Below are 19565 nucleotides of genomic sequence, written 5' to 3'. Positions count from 1 at the left end.
CGATAAGTTCCGGGCGTGTCCCCACAACTCGCCCTGCTCGTCAACCCCGCCGCCCGCGGCGGCCGTACGCTGCGCCTGCTCGAGCCCGTGGCGCGCCGGCTGCGTGCCGGCGGGGCCGAGCTGTCGGTGATCGTCGGCGACGACGCCGCCGACGCCCTCGCGCGGGCCTGCACCGCCGTGGCCGAGCGCCCGGACGCGCTCGTGGCCTTCGGCGGCGACGGGCTGGTGCACCTGGCCGTGCAGGCCGTGGCCGGCACCGACGTGCCGCTCGGCATCATCCCCGCCGGCACCGGCAACGACATCGCGGCCGCGCTCGGGGTGCCGTGCGCCGACCCCATCGCGGCGGCCCGCGCCGTGCTGCGCATGAAGTCGCGCCTGGTGGACGTCGCCCGGATCCGGGCAGGGCAGGCGGACGAGCTGTTCGCGGGCGTGATGTGCTGCGGGTTCGACTCGCGGGTCAACGAGCGGGCCAACCGGAAGACGTGGCCGCCGGGGATGGCGCGCTACCTGGTGGCGACGGTGGAGGAACTGCGCTCGTTCCGGCCGATCCCGTTCCGGCTGGCCCTCGACGACGACGAGGTGATCGAGCGCGAGGCCATGCTGGTGGCGGTGGCCAACACGTGCTCGTACGGGGCGGGGATGCGGGTGTGCCCCGACGCGCGGCCCGACGACGGGCTGCTGGACGTGGTGATGCTGGACGCGGTGTCCAAGGCCGAGTTCCTGCGGGTCTTCCCGAGCGTCTACCGGGGGACGCACGTGGGGCATCGGGCGGTGTCGGTGCGGCGGGTACGGAGCGTGCGGCTGGAAACCACGGACTCGGTTCTCGCCTACGCCGACGGCGAACGCGTGGGCCCGGCGCCGGTCCACTGCGAGGTACGCCCGGGGGCGTTACGGGTCATCGTTTGAAATCTACATTGTAAAGGCGCCCGGGCAGGAGCCGTCGCACCACGGGGGGACCGACCGGAAAGGCGATTTCGGTAGGCTGACGGGTATGACAACGCCAGCGGAACGCTATGCGGCCTTCCGTCAGAAACATGGGGACGACGGGGCCGCGGTGAGATCGTTCCGAGGTCTCTACGACTTCGAGCTGGACGACTTCCAGCTAGACGCCTGCCGCGCCCTGGAGGCCGGAGACGGTGTGCTGGTGGCGGCGCCCACGGGGTCGGGCAAGACGGTGGTCGGCGAGTTCGCCGTCCATCTGGCCTTGGAGCAGGGCCAGAAATGCTTCTACACCACCCCCATCAAGGCGCTGTCCAACCAGAAGTACAACGACCTGGTCAAGCGCTACGGCACCGCCAAGGTCGGCCTGCTGACCGGCGACAACAGCGTCAACGGCGAGGCCCCCATCGTCGTCATGACCACCGAGGTGCTGCGCAACATGCTCTACGCCGGGTCGGCGACCCTGGCGGGGCTCGGGTTCGTGGTCATGGACGAGGTCCACTACCTCGCCGACCGCTTCCGCGGCGCGGTCTGGGAAGAGGTGATCATCCACCTGCCGGAGTCGGTGCGGCTGGTGGCGCTGTCGGCGACGGTGAGCAACGCCGAGGAGTTCGGCGAGTGGCTGGGCGAGGTGCGCGGCGACACCACGGTGATCGTGGACGAGCACCGTCCGGTGCCGTTGTGGCAGCACATGATGGTCGGCAACCGCCTCTACGACATGTTCGTGAACGACGACCTGACCCCGCGCGTCAACCCCACGCTGATGCGGGTGACGCGCGACGCCGAGCGGCTGACGGCGGGGCGGGGCAGGCGCGGCTACGGCCGGCCGCAGCGTTCGCGGCCGCCGGACCGGGTGCAGGTGATCGAGAAGCTCGACGCCGAAGGGCTGCTGCCGGCGATCACGTTCATCTTCTCCCGCGCCGGGTGCGACGCCGCCGTGCAGCAGTGCCTGTACGCCGGGATCCGGCTCACGACCGACCGCGAGCGGCACGAGATCAGGCAGCTCGTGGACGAGCGCACCGCGCACCTTCCGGACGAGGACCTGGCCGTCCTGGGCTACCTGGAGTGGCGTGACTGCCTGGAGCGCGGGCTGGCCTCGCACCACGCGGGCATGCTGCCGGCGTTCAAGGAGGTCGTGGAGGAGCTGTTCACGCGCGGGCTGGTCAAGGCCGTGTTCGCGACGGAGACGCTCGCGCTGGGCATCAACATGCCGGCGCGCAGCGTGGTGATCGAGAAGCTCGACAAGTGGAACGGCGAGACCCATGCCGACCTCACGCCCGGCGAGTACACCCAGCTGACCGGGCGGGCGGGGCGGCGCGGCATCGACGTCGAAGGTCATGCGGTGGTGCTGTGGCAGCAGGGCATGGATCCGCTGTCGGTGGCGGGGCTGGCGGGTACGCGTACGTATCCGCTGCGGTCGAGCTTCCAGCCTTCGTACAACATGGCGGTCAACCTGGTCGGGCAGTTCGGCCGGGAGCGGGCCAGGACGCTGCTGGAGGAGTCGTTCGCGCAGTTCCAGGCCGACCGGGCGGTGGTCGGGCTGGCCAAGCAGCTGCGCAAGCACGAGGAGGCGCTGGAGGGCTACCAGGAGGCGATGACGTGCCACCTGGGGGACTTCCCCGAGTACGCGGCGCTGCGGCGCAGGCTCTCCGATCGTGAGGCCGAGCTGGCCCGGCAGCGTGGCGCGGCGCGCCGGGCGGCGGCGGTGCGGTCGCTGGAGGCGCTGCAGCCGGGTGACGTGATCCGGGTGCCGGGCGGGCGCCGGGCGGGGCTGGCGATCGTGCTCGATCCGGGCCGCAACCCGCGCGGTCAGGGGCCGAGCCCGCTGGTGCTGACGATCGGCAAGCAGGTCAAGAAGCTCGACCCGGCGGACTTCCCCGTGCCGGTCGAGCCGCTGGAGAAGCTGCGCATCCCGAAGAACTTCAACGGCCGCTCGCCCAAGGAGCGCGCCAATCTCGTCTCCACGCTGCTGGCCAAGCTGGGCGACCGCGACCTGGGCAAGCCGGCCAGGGCGCGCGACCACACGGTGGAGGACGACGAGGTCAACGAGCTGCGCCGGCTCATTCGCCAGCACCCGTGCCACGGCTGCGACGAGCGTGAGGACCACGCCCGCTGGGCCGAGCGCTACTACAAGCTGCTGCGCGAGACCGAGGGGCTGCGCCGCCGGGTCGAGGGGCGCTCGCACGTCATCTCGCGGACGTTCGACCGCATCTGCTCGGTGCTGGAGCAGCTGGGCTATCTCGAGGGTGAGACGGTCACCGACGAGGGCCGCCGGCTGGGCCGCATCTACACCGAGCTCGACCTGCTGACGGCCGAGTCGCTGCGCAAGGGGTTGTGGGAGGAGCTGGACCCGGCGGAGCTGGCGGCGTGCGTGTCGGCGCTGGTGTTCGAGTCGCGGGCCTCCGATGACGCGCGCCGCCCGAAGGTGCCGGCCGGGCGGACGCAGGAGGCGCTGACGTCGATGATCCGGCTGTGGGGGGAGCTGGAGGGCATCGAGTCCGACCATGGGCTGTCGACGATCAGGGAGCCGGATCTGGCGTTCGCGTGGGCGGCGTTCCGGTGGACGAAGGGGCACACCCTGGACGCCGTGCTGCGGGACGGGGTGAACGGCAACGAGCTGGCGGCCGGTGACTTCGTCCGGTGGGTCAAGCAGCTGATGGACCTGCTCGGGCAGCTGGGGAACGCGGCCCCGCCGGGCAGCAAGATCAAGCAGACGGCGGGCAAGGCGGTCGACGCGATGCGGCGGGGCGTGGTGGCCTACTCCTCGCTCACCTGACCTGTCGAAAGGTCGGACCCGCCCTCTGTCGGAGGGCGGGTCCTAGTCGTTCTTGGCGATCGCGCCGATCGTCAGGAGCAGGCCCGCGACGCCCACCACGGTGCTCACGACGGTGAGCGCGGTGCCGTCGAGCACCAGGTGGAGCAGGCCGAAGTTCTTGCCGAAGAAGTGGTCGGCGATGAGGCTGCCGAAGCCCTGGATCATGAGGATGACGCCGAGGAATGCCATGCGTCCATGATCCTGGGGGCAGACGTCCGATCCATCGGACCAAAGTATCGGGTGACCTACACCTTGGAACCAGTTCTGAGCAGCATCCTTTGGGATTACCGTTACCCGGATTAGCGGTTCTTTTTATTTACGCTCGATTTAACAGCGTCGGGCAACGGCCTTTGTTGGGCGGTTTCGCTGGTCAAATTACCTTTAAAAAGGCGATATCTCGTGCTTTGTCGCATTTCGGGTGCTAACGTGCGATTTGTACAAGTCAGCAAACGGGGGAGGAATCATGGCTGGCACTCAGCTCACCAGGATGGACTTCCAGCAGGGTTGCTGCCGACGCCGTAGGCGCTGGCGTTGTGGTTGGCGCGGTTGGCGCTGCCGCTCCCGGCGCTGGTGGTGGGGGTGGTAAACCGCTCCCGTGAGAGCCGGTGGCCTGGCCGCCGGCTCTCATTGACTGTCTCCGGCCGCGAACTCGCCCCGGCGATTTCCATTCGCCGCACTTTCCGCGAGTTCTGGCCGGACACCCGCGGGTTGCGCCGCCTATTCGCGGCCGGCGTCGTGTTCGCCGTCGTGGCCGCGCTCTGCGAGGTCGCCGCGATCCGCCTGTTCGGCCACATCACCGACGAGGTGCTGACCACCCGGCGGCTGGGCGAGTTCTGGGTCCCGGCGTCCCTCTGGCTCGGGCTCGCCGCGATCGCCGGGGCGACGTCCTTCGCGGCGACGTACGCCACCGCGCTGGGCGCCGAACGGTTCCTGCTGGCCCTGCGCGACCGCGTCTACGCGCACCTGCAGACGCTGGCGCCGGACTTCTCGGAGAACCGCCGCCTCGGCGACCTGATGGCACGGCTGACCGACGACATCGAGGCCATCGAGGAGCTCGTGGGCTCCGGGCTGGTCAAGGCGCTCACCACGGCGGCCAGCGTGGTGTTCTTCGCCGGGGCCGCCTTCTTCATCCGCTGGGACCTCGCCCTCGTCACGATGGCGCTGATCCCGCTGTTCCTGGTGGTGTCCAAGGTGTTCGCGGGCAGGTTCAGAACGGCCGCGGCCCGGGAGCGCTACAGCAACGGCGCCATGAACAGCGTCCTGGAGGAGGGGCTGGCCAACCAGCCGCTCGTGCAGGCGTACAACCGGCAGGAGGCCGAGTCGCGCCGGCTGCACCGGGAGGGCGGCATGTGGCTGCGCGCCAACATGTCGCAGGCCTGGCTGTCCGGCCTGTACGGGCCCACCGTTCAGGTCATCGAGACCGTCTGCCTGATCGTCGTCCTCGGGTTCGGCGCGTGGGAGATCGCCGCCGGCCGGCTCACCCTGGGCGGCCTGCTGGCCTTCGCCGCGTACCTGGCACTGCTCTACCCGGCGGTCCAGGCGCTGGGGGAGCTCGCGCTGACGGTGTCCGAGGCGGCGGCCGGGTCCGACCGGGTCATCGAGATCCTCAAGGTCAGGCCCTCCGTCACCGACGCCCAGGACGCCGTGCCCGCCGGGCGGAGCCGGGGCCTGGTCGAGTTCGACAGGGTCGCCTTCACGTATCCGAGGCGGGGGCGGCAGGTGCTGCGGGACGTGACGTTCACCGCCTCGCCCGGCAAGGTCGTCGTCCTCACCGGGCCGAGCGGGGTGGGCAAGTCCACGCTGGCCAAGCTGATGCTGCGGTTCTACGACCCGGAAGCGGGCCGCATCCTGCTGGACGGGGTCGACATCCGGCGCCTGACGCGGCAGTCGCTGCGCGAGAACATCACGGTCCTGCACCAGGAGACGCTGCTGTTCTCGGGGTCCGTACGCGACAACATCGCCTACGGCCGCCCCGACGCCTCGCTGGAGGAGATCGTCAGGGCGGCGGAGGCGGCCGGGGTGCACGAGTTCGCCGAACTCCTGCCGCAGGGCTACGACACGCCGGTGGGGCAGCGGGGGCGGCTGCTGTCCGGCGGCCAGCGGCAGCGGATCGCCATCGCCAGGGCGGTCCTGCGGGACGCGCCGGTGCTGGTGCTCGACGAGCCCATGACAGGGCTGGACGAGGCCACGGCCGCGCAGGTCATGAAGCCGCTCCTGCGGCTCATGGCCGGGCGGACGACGCTCCTCATCACGCACGACCTGCGGTTCGTGCCGGAGGGGGCGCGCATCGTGGAGCTGTCGCCCGTGCGCAGGGAGGAGCGCATCCGCCTCAAGCGCTTCGCCCACACCCACCCGCGCCCCCTGACCGACCACCGGGCCACACCCTCCTGACCGGCCCCGAGCCCGGCACCCGCCCTTCCGGGGGCGGGTGCTTCGGTGTCCGGGGTACGCAGTTCATGGTGCGGCCATCCGTCAGACATTCGGCGGACCCGGACCGTCTGGCAGTGCCAGTCCGTCCCGACGTTGTCAGGGTTGCTTATCGCCCACCTCGGCATCCTCCGGGACGAACTGCCCCCAGCTTCAGCCGGATGATTGCGACAACCCGGCGGTGAAGGTCTCTCACCTCACTCGACTCCCTGGCGCCTCATGGCGCACCCACCCGGTACGACAAACGCGCCTACATCTTCCTCGGCGCCGTCACCCTGGCCGCGCTGGCCATCTGGCTCCGAACCTGATCCAAGAGACAGCTCTCAGGCCAGAACGCCGGTAGCCGGCCAGCCATGCGCGGTGGTCCACACGGTGCCCAGGCCGCGCGCCCGGGCGGCCAGCATGAAACTCCGTACGGCCGGAAGGATCGATCCCCACGCCCCCCTGCACGGCCACCGGGGCGCGGTCGGTGCGTCCCTCCACGCCCGGCCAGCTCGCGGACCCCTCTGGTCTTTTGTGGGTGTCGTCGGGGTTGAGGATTTCGATGGCGTCGGGAAAGGTCACACGGTCTATCCCGGCTTGCGGATCAGCCAGGTGTGGGGCGCAGGCCGTTGAGGAGGAGGTCGAGGAGATGGCCGGACTGCTGGTCTCGGTCGGGTTCCGTCTCTGTGGCCAGGGCGATGGCGTTGACGAACTTGAGCAGTTGCGTGGCCGTGACGTCCTGGCGGATGGCGTTCGACTGCTGGGCTCGGGTGAGCAGTGCGGTGGCCGAGGTGACGATGGCCGCGCGGCACCATGACTCCTCCTGCGTTCCCACTGCAGCCATGAGGGAGGCGGCCAGGCCGCGGGTCGTGCTGCCCTGGGCGACGACGGCCTTGAGCCAGGACATCAGGGCCTCGCTGGGCGAGGCGGACGACAGCAGTGCCTCGGCCTGGCGGCACAGGGCCTCGATGTGGTCGCGGTGTACGGCTTCGAGCAGGGCCTGCCGCGTCGGGAAGTGGCGGTAGAGGGTCGCGTTTCCGACGCCTGCCCGCTGGGCGATGTCGTCGAGCGGCGCCTGGGCTCCCTGTTCGGCAAAGGCCGATCTCGCGGCCGCGAGGATGCGCTCGTAGTTGCGCGCTGCATCGGCCCGCATGGGCTTGGCCGTTGGCTGGGTCACGGTACTTCCGGTTGCAGAAACGGGGACAGTCCCCGTATCGTAGCGCAGGCCGCTAAACGGGGAGTATCCCCGGTTAGCTTGGGAGGTTACGCGTGGGGACAGGTCTTTCAGGAAGCCGGGAACGACCCGGCCAACGAGGTGCTGATCATCACGGGCACCGGCGGGTCCTGGATGCCGGGCTGGAGCCGGACCTGCGCGAGAGGCGGCTGACCGGCGGGCGCTACCAGACCTACTACGACGGTGTTCGCGGTGGACGTTCCCACCATCGGCGCCATCAACGGCCCTGGTTACCACCACGAGCTCGCGCTCGCCTGCGACATCACCTTGTGCACCCCCGAGACCGTCTTCGACGACACTCATTTCCGGGCCGGCGCGGTGCCGGGTGACGGCCAGCACCTGGTCTTTCAGGAGCTCCTCGGCCTCAAGCGCAGCGCCACGGCGCTCTACACCGGCGCGGGCATAGATGCCGCGCAGGCGCTGGAGCTGGGCCTGGTCAACGAGGTGGTGCCGGCCGACCGGCTGATCCCCCGGGCCAGGGAGCCGGCAGCGACGATCATGGCGGCCCCTCGTACCACGCGCAGGCTGACCCACGCCGTGCTCCAGCGTCCGTGGAAGCGGCGCCTGGTGGACGACCTGGGCTTCGGTCGCGCGCACCAACTGTTCGAAACGTGATCAAGGAGTAAGTGATGGAGAACATTGTCGCGGTGACAGGCGCCACCGGCACCCAGGGCGGTGCGGCGGCCCGTGCGCTGCTGGGGGCCGGGTGGCGCGTGCGGGCCCTGGTACGGAACCCTCAATCGGCGAGTGCCCGCGCGCTGGCCGAGGCGGGTGCCGAAGTGGCGCACGGTGACATGGACGACCGCGCCTCGCTCGACGCCGCGTTCCGCGGCGTGTACGGCGTTTTCAGCGTCCAGCCCACCGCGGGCTACCCGGGAACGCCGCCGAACTTCACCGTCGAGGATGAATTGCGGCTGGGCAGGAATGTCGCGGACGCGGCCGCCGACGCCCACATCGAGCATTTCGTCTACGCCTCGGTCGGCGCCGCCGACGCCGGCCACGGCATTCGCCGCTGGGAGAGCAAGGCGGAACTGGAGGCCCACGCCTGGCGGCTTGGCACGCCGACCACGGTGCTGCGGCCGGTCCGGTTCATGGACAACCAGGTCGATCCGCGTTTCGGCACCCGCGACGGTGTGCTGGCCGACGTCATCTTCCCCGATGTGCCGGTGCAGCTCATCGCGGGTACGGACATCGGCGTCTTCGCCGCCCTGGCCTTCACCGACCCCGCCCAGTACGTGGGCGAGACCCTCGAACTGGCGGGCGACGAGCTCACCATGACCCAGATCGCGCACGTCATGGAGCAGGTGCTGCACGAGCCGATCACCTACCGGGCCATTCCGCGCGAGGTCCTTCTGGACAAGGGCCATGACGCCATCGCGGGTTACGAGTTCGCCAACCACGGAGGCGGCTGGTACGCCGACATTCCGGCCCTGCGCGAGCGGCACCCCGGCCTGATGACCTTCGCCGCCTGGCTGGAGCGGGAGGGCGCGGAGAAGTACGCCGCCGCCCAGAAGCGCGACTGACAACTCGGGGCTGCTCCCGGGCAGTGGTGAGGGCCATGGCCGAAGGCGAGGTGAGTCGTTCCGCACGCCATGGACCTGCAGCTCGACCGGCAGGGCGGCTACCGGTTCCGCCCGGCCGGGGCGGCCGGCGAGGTCCGCCTGGCCGACATCCCCTGACCCCGCCCTTGATGCGCCCGTACCGCTCGAGCGGTGTCACAGGTCTTCGACGTATCCGCCGCCGATCTCGGCGCGGCGCAGCCCGGTACCCAGCATCGTGTGCACGATGACGCGATCACGCAGCGGCCGGGCATGGCGGTGCGTGGCGGCCGGGCCGCCACGGTGGCGACGGCCGGTGAGCTGGTGGAAGGACTCCAGCCGGTCCAGCACGTTCTTGACGGTGCGCACCTGGGCAGCGTTCAACGCGCGGACCTCGGGGCGGTCAGCCGCAGCGGCTCGACGCGCTTGGTCGGATCGCCCCCCGGCAGCAGGGCGGCCGGGGCGTGCGCGTTGATCCAGGAGAACAGCGCCGAGGCATGGGCGAGATGGTTGTTGACCGCCGCCGGCGCCATGGCGGCCGCGCCGCCGTCCTTGCGCCGCCACCCGGCAGCGGCCAGGTGATCGCGCCAGGCGGTGATCTCGCGGGCGGTGACCGCCGAGACGCGCGGGTGCCCGAGCCCGGCGGCCAGCCAGGCGCACGGCCGCTCCAGGTGGCGGCTGATCTTCGTGCTCACCTCGGCGGAGCGCACCCCGCGCACCGCGAGGTCGAGGTAGCTCGAATCAATGTCCTGCGATCTCGCGTCCTTCGTCACCGGGTTCTGCGGGAAGTCGATGGTGATGCCGAGGCCGCCGCCGGTCCGGGCGGCGACCGCGATCCGTCCCCGGTGGGCGAGGGTGACCGCGCGCACGATCGACAGCCCCAGCCCCAGCCCGTCGGTGCGGACGCGGGTGCCCTGCCCGTGCACGAACGGTTCCAGCAGCGTCTCCGCCTCGCCGGGCGGGACCGGGCGGCCGGTGTTGGAGATCCGCAGGATGGCGCGCCCGCCCGCCGTTCCCGTGTCGACGACCCAGCCGCCCGCCCGCCACGTTGTAGCGGACCGCGTTGTCGACCAGGTTGCCGACCATCCGTTCCAGCAGGACCGGTTCGCCGCTGACCCGCGCCGGCCGGAGCTCGCATCGTACGGCGACGCCGGCGGCAGCCGCGCTCCGGTGGCGTCGAGGGCGGCGGGCGCGACAGCGGCCAGGTCGACTGGCTCCCGCGCCGCGAGCCCGGCCTGGCTGCGCGCCAGTAGCAGCAGCTCGTCCAGGACGCGGTCGACTGGGGATGTTTATTGAGCCCGACAGGGTGGTCGAAATCATGTCACCGGCGCCGGCAATCATGGGGGCTGTGGCGGGTGAAGTCGATCACCTTCCACTGCCTGGCGTGTCGGTAGCGGTAGTAGCCCCCTGTCCGGTGAGGCACTGCTGCACGAGCGGGCCGAGGCTGGCCACCAGTTCGTCGGTGGAGGCAGAGGCGATCGGTTCGAGTCGTACGATGTAACGCGCTACTGCCAGGCCCAGGATCTGGACGTTCACCATGCCGGCCCGTAGCGCGGCGTCGGGCGTGTCGAGCATCGCCGCGAGCCGACTGGTGATTTCCCGGTCGATGAATTCGCGGAGCAGTGCTTCGGACACCTCGTGAGTGGGGGCTGACCGGGTCAGCATCATGAGCGGCGTGCGGCCGGGTTTGTCCAGGTTCTCCAAGAGCGTTCGGATGATGCGTTCGCCGATGCCATCGAGGCCGCCGGTGAAGATCGATTCGATGGCTGACGGCAGATGGGGGGGCATCTCCGTGGCCGCGGCGAACAAGCCCTGCTTGGTTTTGAAGAAGTAGAACACCATGGCGGGATCGACTTCCGCCTGGGCGGCGACGGCGCGCACGGTCGTGCCGCCATAGCCGTGCTCGCGGAACAGCGCGCGGGCGGCTTCCAGGATCCGTTGCCTGCTTTCCGCGCCGGATCGCCAGCGTCCGGGGCGAGCAGAGGGACTGTGTTCTGTCATGGCAGGGCGAGTCTATCGGATCTTTCCTCACCGATTGGTGAAGTTATTCACCCGGTACGTGCTACCTTGAACTTCATCAATCGGTGGAGAAAGGTCGGCAGTGTGAAGGTAGTCGTGGTCGGTGCGGGGCTTGGCGGGTTGACGCTGGCCCAGGGGTTGCGACGGGCGGGAATCGACGTCGTGGTATACGAGCGGGAAGAGGAGCAGGGGCGTCCGCAGGGCGTCAGCCTGCATTTCGATGACCGCGGAACGGCTGCGCTGCGGGCGTGCTTGCCGCCGCCGCATGTGGCGATGGCGGAGGCCACCATGGGCGGACCGCGCGAACAGAGGCTGCTCCTGTCCGAAGTAGAGGGAAGGCTTGTGGTCGAGCGGAGCCAACCGCTGGACGGCACGGCGGGGGTGCGGCCCGGGCGGCAGGTACACCGGCCGCTGTTGCGGGCGGTGTTGCTGACCGGACTGGAGGACACGGTGCGGTTCGGGGCGGAGTTCACGCGGTTCGAACAGCGGCCCGACGGGACCGTCCGATCATGGTTCGCCGACGGCAGCACGGACACCGCGGACGTGCTGGTCGGTGCGGACGGCATCGGTTCAGCCGTTCGCCGCCAGTACCTGCCTCACGTGCGGGTGGTCGACACGGGGAAACGCACGCTGATGGGCGCGACGCCGCTGCGGGCCGTGGCCGGTACCGGGCTACCCGAACTGATCGGCCACAGCCCCTCCAACGCACAGGCGCACGGCGCGATGATGGCGATGGCCGTGCTGCGGTTCAGCCAGCCGCCGGTCGTCGCGAGGAAAGAGTGGCTGCCTGCTCTGCACTCCCGCGTCGTCGCCGATGCCGAGGACTACATGATGTGGGCGCTGCCCGTCACGAAGGAGGTGCTCGGTTCGGCCGAATCACCGGCCACGGTGTGGCGCCGAGCGCAGGAAGTGTCCGCCGGTTTTCACCCGACGTTGCAGATGGTCGTCGACCACGCGTGGCCGCACCTCACAGTCGCCCTGCGGGGCGGGCTGATCCCGCTGATGCCGGCATGGCCGGCTGCTCCGGTGACGGTCATCGGCGATGCGATCCACGTGGCACCGGGTTTCGGCGGCAACCTGGCGATGCAGGATGCGCACCGCCTCTGCGATGAGCTGGTCCAGGCCTCCCGTGGGCAGCAGAGTCTGCGCGCCGCGATCGGTGCTTACGAGGACGCGATGCGCCGCGACAGCTTCCCCGCCCCCGACGTCACCAAAGGCACCCCCCGCATGGTTCCCACCCCCGGCGGATCCGGCGGATCCAATGGAGCGGAGGTCAGCACATGAACTTCAACCTGCTGACGCAGAAGTCGCTGTCCTTGTTCGCCGTAGTGGGCGGCTGGCGCACGCTCGCGGAAAGCATCGCATCCCGAGCGCTGTTCACGGTTGTCTATCTGATAACCGGCCAAGTCACGACCTCCGCCCTGATCGCAGTCGGCGGTGTGTTCGTCCTCGCGGTGGCCCGGGTGTGGACCGACCGAAAGTACTGGCAGGCAGCCGGCGGGCTACTCACGGTGGGCGTGTCCGCGTTCTTGGCCGGGAGTAGCGGGGTGGGGGTCAACTTCTACCTTGTCGGTGTGCTGGCCAGCGTGGTCGGCGGGGCCGTGTTCCTGGTATCCATGCTGGTGGGGTGGCCGTTGATCGGGTTGGTGGTGGGACAAGCGCGCGGTGAACGGTTCACCTGGCGGCGCGATCGTGCGAGGCGGCGCCTCTACCAGAAGTGTTCGGCGGTCTTCCTGGCGAAATTCGCCATCGGCGCGATGGTGATGGTGCCTTTGTACCTGGCCGGGAACGTGATCGTGCTCGGGACTGTCAGCACACTGCTGACCATGCCCGCAACCGCCGCCTGCGCCTATGTGATCTGGCGGATCCTGCGCGCCGAAGCGGACCCCACGGGAGCTGAATCCGCAGTTCCCATCTCGAACCGCGGTTGACAACTGCAACCGGTTCGGCCGTTGGATGTTCCGGCACGCCGCACCTTCTACAACACCGTCCGGCTGCACGAGGGCATCGGCTACGTCACCCCCCGACGAAGAACACCACGGCCACGGTGAAGCGATCTGAGCCGCCCGCCGCACACGAGGCTCGGGTTGCAGCCCACCAAAGCAATAATCCGCCGTCCGTCCACAGCGAGGCCTTCCATGTCGCAGGGTTCTTCGCGCCGGAAGCAGTCATCCGGCGCGAGGGCTCGATGGGTATCGACGTTCACATCGCCGTCGCCGCAGGCGCGATCAACGAATACCACCACGCTGCTCAGGCCGCGTAACTCGATATTCGAGCGGCGTCGCCTTCCGGGGCCAGTTCAGCACCTCGTGGAGACTCGTGTTCGCGGCCTCCACCCTCGCCGTCATTCCGGTCCTTTCGTCTGTGTCATCGGCCAGAAGCACTTCATATCCGGGCAAATGACCGGCGCCGTCACGTAGCCGCCAACACGCGCAGGTCGCGCTTCAGACCGTTCACCTAGGGCTCCGTACCGGATGCGGGCCGCAGGAGGCGCGCGGGATGAGCGTCCCGAAGAAGGTTTCGTGTCGGCGCTCGGCACTGTGTTGATCAAGTAGCCGGTCGACGGATGCCTCGGCCACCGCCTCGATGGGCTGTCGTACTGAGCTCAGCGCCGGCCAGGAGTACTCGGTCTCCCCGGGCAGCGGATTTGTCGTGTTCAGTTGCACTCGCGGCAGGCCGACCAGGTCAAGTCCGGATGCGTCCACCGAACGCGCACCCCGGCACGATGACCACTCCGTCGACCTGGGGGCGGTGAGCTCGCGGAACCGCTCAAGCAGCTTGCCCGGCTCGGGAGCGTCGGTCGTCACGTGGAGCGCGTATCCCCGTGATCGCGCCGCTTTCTCGACGGCGTGGGCCAGGGTGAGCTCGCGCTGCGCGACCACGGCCCAGGCGGTGTGGTCGGCCGTGCCGCGGCGGTGGCAAGTGTGACCTTTGTCGAGGCGTAGGCGCAGCGTCCTCCCGATCCGCTGACGGGCAGCGCGCGAGGACATACGCTGCCCGTCGAGCCGTCAAGGTTCAGCGGAGAGGCAGGACCGGCTGGAAGGAGCTTGCGGCGCGGAAGGCGGCGGTCGCCTGCCGGGGAAGGAGCCATAGCTGACGGTTGCGCTGGACGACGACCCGGTTCGGGTAGTTGAACGACTCCAGTGTCACCGATGCGGCGGTCGAGCCGGGACGGGCGTAGAAGGTGGCGTCCTTGTTGAACAAGGAACTGCCATCCCTGAGGTCGAAACGCAGCCGGAAGTTCTTATGGCGTAGGTAGCGGCCGTCGGGGCCGACGAATGAGTATCCCTTGGGGTCGGCGAGGCCCGGCACGATGCGCAAGCCGGCGCGCTGCCGGGCTGCGGCCGGATCGTCCTCGCGGATGGCGGCTAGCCGGGCGAAGCCGCCGGACGCCTGGATGAACAGTGGAGGAGTGTCGAGCGATCGGAAAGACCGCGTGACGCCTGTGGGCAGTCCGGCAGGCGCCGGTGTTGACGTAGGCGACGGGGATGCCGTGGCCGGCGGATTCGGCGCGGAAGTCTGGGCCGGCAGGGGGCCGGCCGACGGGGTGGCGGAAGGTGCCGTGTCCGGATTCCGTTTGACCAGCTTGATCGTGGGATTGCCCGCCGGTACGAAGCTCGCCCAGGCGGAGGTGTCGCCGGTGTAGTAGATGGTCAGCTTCGCCGGGTCGGCTCCTGTGAACGCGGCGGCGTCCTGGGCGGGTGGCTTCTGGCCGAGGTACAGCGCTCGCAGGCGGGGAGTCTGAGCGAAGACGCGCGGACCGAGCTTGCTCAGGCTCGGTGCGTAGACCGATTCGAGGCTCGCGTTGCCGGATATCGAGTCATGCCAGGCGGTCGTCAGCGCGGGCGCGTACAGCTCCTTGAGGGAGGCGAGGTGGACGATGGCGTTCTTGTCCAGCGTCTGCAGGCTTGGCAGCCGCAGCACCTTGACGCCTGTCCCGGCGGCGGCGTCACCGTTGAGATCGAAGCAGTTGATGCCCATGTAGCGGAGCTTGGGCAGGTTGACCGCTTCCAACACGTGGCTGTCGTTCAGTCCGTTCCGGCCGATCGACTCCAGTTCGGGGGCGTTGAAGTAGCGCAGGCGGGAAGCGTCGTCGAACGCGAAGTCGTCGATGGTGCGCACCCGCGGGAGATTGACCTTGGTCAGGTACTGGTTGCGGCGGAACGCGTTCGCGCCGATCTCCGTGACGCTGGGCAGATAGAGCACGCTCAGTTTGGCGTAAGGCCCGTGTCCGAACGCCATCGCCCCGACGGTGCGGGCCGCCTTCAAGCTGACTGAGGCGAAGTTGTGGTTGCTGAAGGAGCCGGGCTTGACGTCCTGCAGATCGTCCAGCACCAGGTGCCTGACCCACGACCCCCACCACCCGTTGTACCACAGGTACGGTGAGCGCCCGCCGCGTGCGATCTGCCCGGCGCAGGCCAGTCCGGAGTCCGGTGTGCACTCTGTGCCGCCCTGGAGGGATCGCAGGTTGTAGATGTGCAGTCGGTTCAAGTTGGTCAGCCCGAGCCCGCCCGCGCTCTCGGCGTTGCCGGCCGTCTGCACCGCCCTCAGGTCGGTGTCGTTGAGCGCGGTTCCGCCGGTGAGGTAGAGCGCGATGCCCGTGCTGCGGGCGAGCTCCGCTCGGGCCTTGACGAGCTGCGCCTTCAAGGGGTGCCGCGAGGCTTGGGACACGTCGTAGGACAGCAGGAACGTGCCGGACGGCAAGGCGTGGTCGCCCGGTTTGGACGGCCGGTAGGTATAGGTCTCCTTCCTGCTCAGCTCCCCATCGGAGGAGAAGACGGGGTCGGTTCCCGGATCGGGCAGGCCCGTGCCGCCGTGTAGCGCCGCTGGGATGGCGGTGCGCACGGCGGCGGATGCCGCCGGCCCCGGGGCGCCACAGAGGGCCACCGCCGTCGCCAGCGCGGTGAGAGCCAGATGGCGGGCTGAGGAGTTTGCACAGCTCTTGTCGATCATTGCTGCCTTACTGCCGTTGCCTCCCGTGTGGAGGCTTTGGTGAGAGTGACGGAGGGGACGGATGGGGATAACAGAAACATACCGGGGCGTTCGCGATTTCATCCGGGGCTTGCTTGAGCCGTGTGCCGCGAGGAGTGGCCCGCACGGTTCTGAGGGGGCCTCGGTGCAGCAATGCACCGCCTATCCAGGCCGAATCAAGTAAAGACACCTGAAGTGACAACCTCGGCAGCGAGGTAGTGCGACGGAACGCGTGGGTGGGTCCGGGGTGTCATATGGTGACGATCTGCCATTCCTGGTTGGCGCCGTTGTTGCCAGCCCATTGGATGATTCGGGCGCCGTCGGCTGTGGAGCCCCCTTCGACGTCCGCGCACAATCCGTTGCCGATGTTGACGAGTCGGTAGTAGCCGCTTGTGGCTGCGGGAAGGAGTTTCCACTGCTGGTTCGCGCCGTTGTTATCGGTCGCCTGGACGAGGGCGGCGCCCTGGTTGGCGTTCGGGCTGCTGAGGACCTTGCCGCTGCCGACACCGGACAGCCGTAAGGAGCCGTCGGAGTTCTGCGACATCCGCCACTGCTGGTTGGGCCCGCCGCTCCAGCGCCATTGGACGATGGCGGCGCCGTCGGCGGTGGAGGCGCCCGAGACGTCAAGCACCTTACCGCTGTTGCGGTTGACCAGGCGGACGACGCCGGTGGACGGGCCGCCGGCGCCCAACTCGACGGTGATCCGGGTAGTCGTACCTGCGGTGAGCGACACCTGCCTGGCGTAGCTGCCCAACGGCGAGGCGGCGACGCTCGCACCGGTGGAAACGGAAGCGATTCCGCGCCGGGAGATGAGCGTTACGGTCTGGGTGATGTCGGAGACGACGGTGGCGGTGACGGTCCGGGCGCCGAGGTCCCATGTGAGGGACTCGATCCGGATGCGGTTGCGGCCGCGCACGCCGGTGATCGTGCCCTTGGCGAACTGATCGGGCAGGGCGGGCAGCAACTCCAGGATGCCGGGCCTCGTGTAGATCAATGCCTCGGCGAGAATCGCGGGCAGCGAATTGGCGGCATCGGCGTTGTAGATCGCCAGGTTCGGGTTGTGCGAGGTCATCAACGACCGGAAGATCATGTTGTTGCCCAGAATCTTCCGCACGTTGGTGTACACGCCGACGCCGTCCTTGAGCCGGGCTCGGGCGAGGCTGCGGTGGATGGCGCCGTGAGCCTCCCCTGCCTCGTCCCCTCGCAGATCCAGGGCGCGGCTCGCGTAGCGGATCAGGTCGGGTTTGTCTTCGGGGTTGATCTCGTGCAGCGGCCAGAGCGGGTACATGTGCTGTACGTGACGGTGGTTGTATCGGTCGCTCAGGCTGGGCCACGACCATTCCGCGAGCGCCCCGTCGCCGTTGATCCGGTAATCGGGTATCTTGGCCAGCAAGGCGGTCCAGCGTTGCACGCCTTGGCCTGGGCCCTGCTCGGTCCCGAGGAAGTTGGCAGCCTCGATGGCGGCCTGCAGCGCGTGCTTGCCCGCGGCGATCTCGCCGGTCGCATTGATCGACAACTGCCTGCCCGTGTTGCCGGGGCTGTTCTCCATGGAGAAGCACGGCACGAAGATGACCTTGCCGTTGGCGTCGGTGCGGGTGAGGAAGTCCTCGTAGAACGACGCGAGCTCGATCAGGACCGGAGCGAGCTTGGTGCGATAGAAGGTGGCGTCACCGGTGACCTGGTAGTACTCGAGCAGTGGATAGAGCAGCCAGTCGGCGCCGCCAATCCAGGTGTGCCCGGGGAACCCGCCGTCGAAGTGCAGCATCTTGCCGTACTCGCCGTCGGTCCGGGAGGGAGCGAGCAGGCCGCGAGCGCCGTAGAGGTTTCTGGCGTTGGTGCGCCAGTCGTTGATCTGGCCGAGAATCAGGTTGAAGTAGCCGTCCATGGCTTCGGTGAGGGACAGGATGTTGCCGCCTGCGACCTGGAAGTTGACGTTGGCGTCGGTGGTGAAGTCGCCGGCCCATGCCGCGTCCCAGGCGCCCGTCCACAGGCCGGTCAGCCGCGGCGGCAGGATGCCGCTGGAACTGAGGAACAGGTAACGGCCGGAGTCGTACATCCGCTCCAACAACGCGAGGTCGATGACATTGCGGTTGGCATTCTGCCGCGCGATCAACTCGCTGGTCGACAATTGCCGATCGGCGGCGCTGACGTTCAGGTCGAGGCGTGAACGGTCGTACAGCGCGGTGTGCAGGGCAGTATGCCGCGTGAGCAAGCCCGTGTAGTCGGCGCTCAGCGCGGCCAGCGCCGTGTGCAGCGGTTTCGCGTCCCACGCGGTGGACGACTCGTAGCGGTCGAGTTTGGTCAGCAGCACGAGCTTGGTCGCCGAGGCCACCACGATGGCCGACCCGCTCACCCGTACCGAACCGCCGGTCGCGATCACCCGGGTGACGCCCTCATAGCCGAACGCCCCCTGCCCGGCGGGGTATCTGCCCCGCAGGTTCAGGTAGCCGTCACCGTTGCCGACCGTGGCCAGGGTGGTGAAACCGACGGACCCCGGCACGCCGCTCAGGACCGTGTTGACGCCGAGCGTGGTGTCGATCGTCCGGCCCGGCGCGGGAGTGAGCTCGTGGACGATGACCCCGTCGGCTCGGGACGCGAAAGCCCGGCGGCTCCACGTACCGTAACCGTCGGTCCACGTCGAGGTGACCTCACCGGTCCTGAAATCGGTGATCCGGGCGTAGTTGTTGACCGTCGTCATTTCTGGGGTGCTGATCTGCAGCTCATAGCCCGGATGGAAGGTCTGGGTCCAGCGCAACGACCAGCCGGAGGTGAAGTCACTGGTGGCACCGCTGAAGTCGCCGGCAAGCGCCTTGTCCCTGACCCCCGCCAATCGGCCCGACAGCACCGGCGGAGTCACGTTACGGGTGCCGTTGGGCATCACGAACCGATGATGGGTGAAGACCACCTTCTCCAGGCTGGGCGCACCGTAGAGCATGGCCCCGTACTCACCGTTGCCGGTCAGGAAGGCATCGGTCCAACCTGCCGCGGCGGCCGTATCGTAGATGCCGCGTTGCGGCAGCGTCAGCTGCGGCGGCACGGCAGCAGCCGCTCGGCCATCGAAGATTGCCGGAGGCAGCCCGGCAGCGCCGGCGGTGGCCACAGTGGTGGCGATGAAGTGTCGACGGTTCATCGGCGTGCTCATCGAAACTCCTGATGGCGAGGTGGGTGATGGTTTTACCTAATGCCGCCCGTGCCGCCATGGCTGGTTCATCGCCCCGTACCAGTCGCCGTTCGACGAAACACCGTGATGTGGGGCATGCGGTAGAACGTCGACTCCGGACCTGAGGAAACGATGTGGTTCGTCAACGCGACAAGGCATCCGACAAGGAATAGGTTCGCCGAAACGTATGACGTCCAATGTATGGCGTCAAGGGGGACTAGCGATGCCGCGCAACCCGGCTTCGGATCGTGGGGATGACCGGCGATTCCCCTGGACCATTCGTGAAATTTTCATCGGCAGAAGACCAGGTGTCAGGACGGTTGCGGCGAGCTCGGCTTCGCGGGTTACTTCCGCCTGTTATTTGTGAACGCAGCTGGTGGCCAGCGGAATCGTCCCACCTCTGTAAGAGCCTGCTGACTAACGATTTTGGTCGCAGGGGCTGGGGTCGGGGAGGTCGGGGGACAAGATGACCCTGTGGGT

16 protein-coding genes are annotated in these 19565 nt (G+C 68.8%); 8 read left to right on the top strand and 8 right to left on the bottom strand.

The annotated features are described in order from the left end of the window. The first annotated feature begins 15 nt into the window (after positions 1–15). Together HD596_RS51865 and HD596_RS51860 are read left to right on the top strand one after the other, a co-directional pair. Entirely contained in the window at positions 16–906 is an 891-nt protein-coding gene (locus tag HD596_RS51865; RefSeq protein ID WP_185076827.1) for a diacylglycerol/lipid kinase family protein, read from the top strand. Positions 907–991: 85 nt separating this feature from the next. Next, on the top strand, positions 992–3715 hold the full coding sequence (locus tag HD596_RS51860) for a DEAD/DEAH box helicase (protein WP_185076826.1): 2724 nt from the start codon (positions 992–994) through the stop codon (positions 3713–3715). A 42-nt stretch (positions 3716–3757) separates the two neighbouring features. Here HD596_RS51860 and HD596_RS51855 read toward each other — a convergent pair whose 3' ends face one another. Beyond that, entirely contained in the window at positions 3758–3943 is a 186-nt protein-coding gene (locus tag HD596_RS51855) for a hypothetical protein (RefSeq protein ID WP_185076825.1), read from the bottom strand. A 519-nt stretch (positions 3944–4462) separates the two neighbouring features. Between HD596_RS51855 and HD596_RS51850 the strand changes: the two genes are divergently transcribed. After that, positions 4463–6145, top strand: coding sequence for an ABC transporter ATP-binding protein (locus HD596_RS51850; protein WP_246555452.1), 1683 nt, complete (start codon positions 4463–4465; stop codon positions 6143–6145). Between the two features lie 622 nt (positions 6146–6767). Here the strand turns inward: HD596_RS51850 and HD596_RS51845 are convergent. Next, a complete protein-coding gene (locus HD596_RS51845; protein WP_313046802.1) occupies positions 6768–7340 on the bottom strand; it encodes a TetR/AcrR family transcriptional regulator in 573 nt (190 codons plus the stop codon). Between the two features lie 240 nt (positions 7341–7580). On the opposite strand from HD596_RS51845, the gene HD596_RS51840 reads away from it, so the two are divergent. Together HD596_RS51840 and HD596_RS51835 are read left to right on the top strand one after the other, a co-directional pair. After that, positions 7581–8012 carry an enoyl-CoA hydratase/isomerase family protein gene (locus HD596_RS51840; RefSeq protein ID WP_313046800.1) on the top strand — a complete coding sequence of 144 codons (432 nt, stop codon included), beginning with the start codon at positions 7581–7583 and terminating at the stop codon, positions 8010–8012. A 14-nt stretch (positions 8013–8026) separates the two neighbouring features. After that, the gene (locus HD596_RS51835; protein ID WP_185076823.1) at positions 8027–8920 is read left to right on the top strand and encodes an NmrA/HSCARG family protein; all 894 of its coding nucleotides are present in this window, start codon (positions 8027–8029) and stop codon (positions 8918–8920) included. Between the two features lie 192 nt (positions 8921–9112). On the opposite strand, the gene HD596_RS51830 is transcribed toward HD596_RS51835, so the two are convergent. The 3 genes from HD596_RS51830 to HD596_RS51820 form a co-directional block, all read right to left on the bottom strand. Then, on the bottom strand, positions 9113–9319 hold the full coding sequence (locus HD596_RS51830) for a hypothetical protein (RefSeq protein WP_185076822.1): 207 nt from the start codon (positions 9317–9319) through the stop codon (positions 9113–9115). After that, positions 9316–10095: a sensor histidine kinase gene (locus tag HD596_RS51825; RefSeq protein ID WP_376776173.1), complete on the bottom strand. Its 780-nt coding sequence runs from the start codon at positions 10093–10095 to the stop codon at positions 9316–9318. Before HD596_RS51825 ends, HD596_RS51830 begins: the two co-directional genes overlap by 4 nt. 205 nt (positions 10096–10300) lie before the next feature. Continuing rightward, positions 10301–10936 (bottom strand): TetR/AcrR family transcriptional regulator, encoded by a 636-nt coding sequence (locus HD596_RS51820; protein ID WP_185076821.1) that lies wholly within the window; start codon positions 10934–10936, stop codon positions 10301–10303. A 102-nt stretch (positions 10937–11038) separates the two neighbouring features. Here HD596_RS51820 and HD596_RS51815 point away from each other — a divergent pair, with 102 nt between their 5' ends. From HD596_RS51815 to HD596_RS51805, 3 genes are all read left to right on the top strand, one after another. Further along, positions 11039–12238, top strand: coding sequence for an FAD-dependent oxidoreductase (locus tag HD596_RS51815; RefSeq protein ID WP_185076820.1), 1200 nt, complete (start codon positions 11039–11041; stop codon positions 12236–12238). After that, positions 12235–12885: a DUF3159 domain-containing protein gene (locus HD596_RS51810; protein WP_185076819.1), complete on the top strand. Its 651-nt coding sequence runs from the start codon at positions 12235–12237 to the stop codon at positions 12883–12885. Before HD596_RS51815 ends, HD596_RS51810 begins: the two co-directional genes overlap by 4 nt. Before the next feature lie 116 nt (positions 12886–13001). Continuing rightward, the gene (locus HD596_RS51805) at positions 13002–13217 is read left to right on the top strand and encodes a hypothetical protein (protein WP_185076818.1); all 216 of its coding nucleotides are present in this window, start codon (positions 13002–13004) and stop codon (positions 13215–13217) included. Positions 13218–13407: 190 nt separating this feature from the next. On the opposite strand, the gene HD596_RS51800 is transcribed toward HD596_RS51805, so the two are convergent. The 3 genes from HD596_RS51800 to HD596_RS51790 form a co-directional block, all read right to left on the bottom strand. Then, complete coding sequence (locus HD596_RS51800) at positions 13408–13836, bottom strand: hypothetical protein (protein WP_185076817.1); 429 nt, start codon at positions 13834–13836, stop codon at positions 13408–13410. A gap of 133 nt (positions 13837–13969) precedes the next feature. After that, complete coding sequence (locus tag HD596_RS51795) at positions 13970–15907, bottom strand: AbfB domain-containing protein (RefSeq protein WP_185076816.1); 1938 nt, start codon at positions 15905–15907, stop codon at positions 13970–13972. A gap of 268 nt (positions 15908–16175) precedes the next feature. Further along, positions 16176–19067, bottom strand: a complete 2892-nt coding sequence (locus tag HD596_RS51790; RefSeq protein ID WP_185076815.1) for a glycosyl hydrolase family 95 catalytic domain-containing protein — start codon at positions 19065–19067, stop codon at positions 16176–16178. Positions 19068–19565 lie beyond the last annotated feature (498 nt).

Origin of the sequence: Nonomuraea jabiensis, from assembly GCF_014204795.1 — a bacterium.
In the GTDB taxonomy this organism is placed as follows: domain Bacteria; phylum Actinomycetota; class Actinomycetes; order Streptosporangiales; family Streptosporangiaceae; genus Nonomuraea; species Nonomuraea jabiensis.
This window is presented reverse-complemented; position numbering and strand designations above follow the sequence as displayed.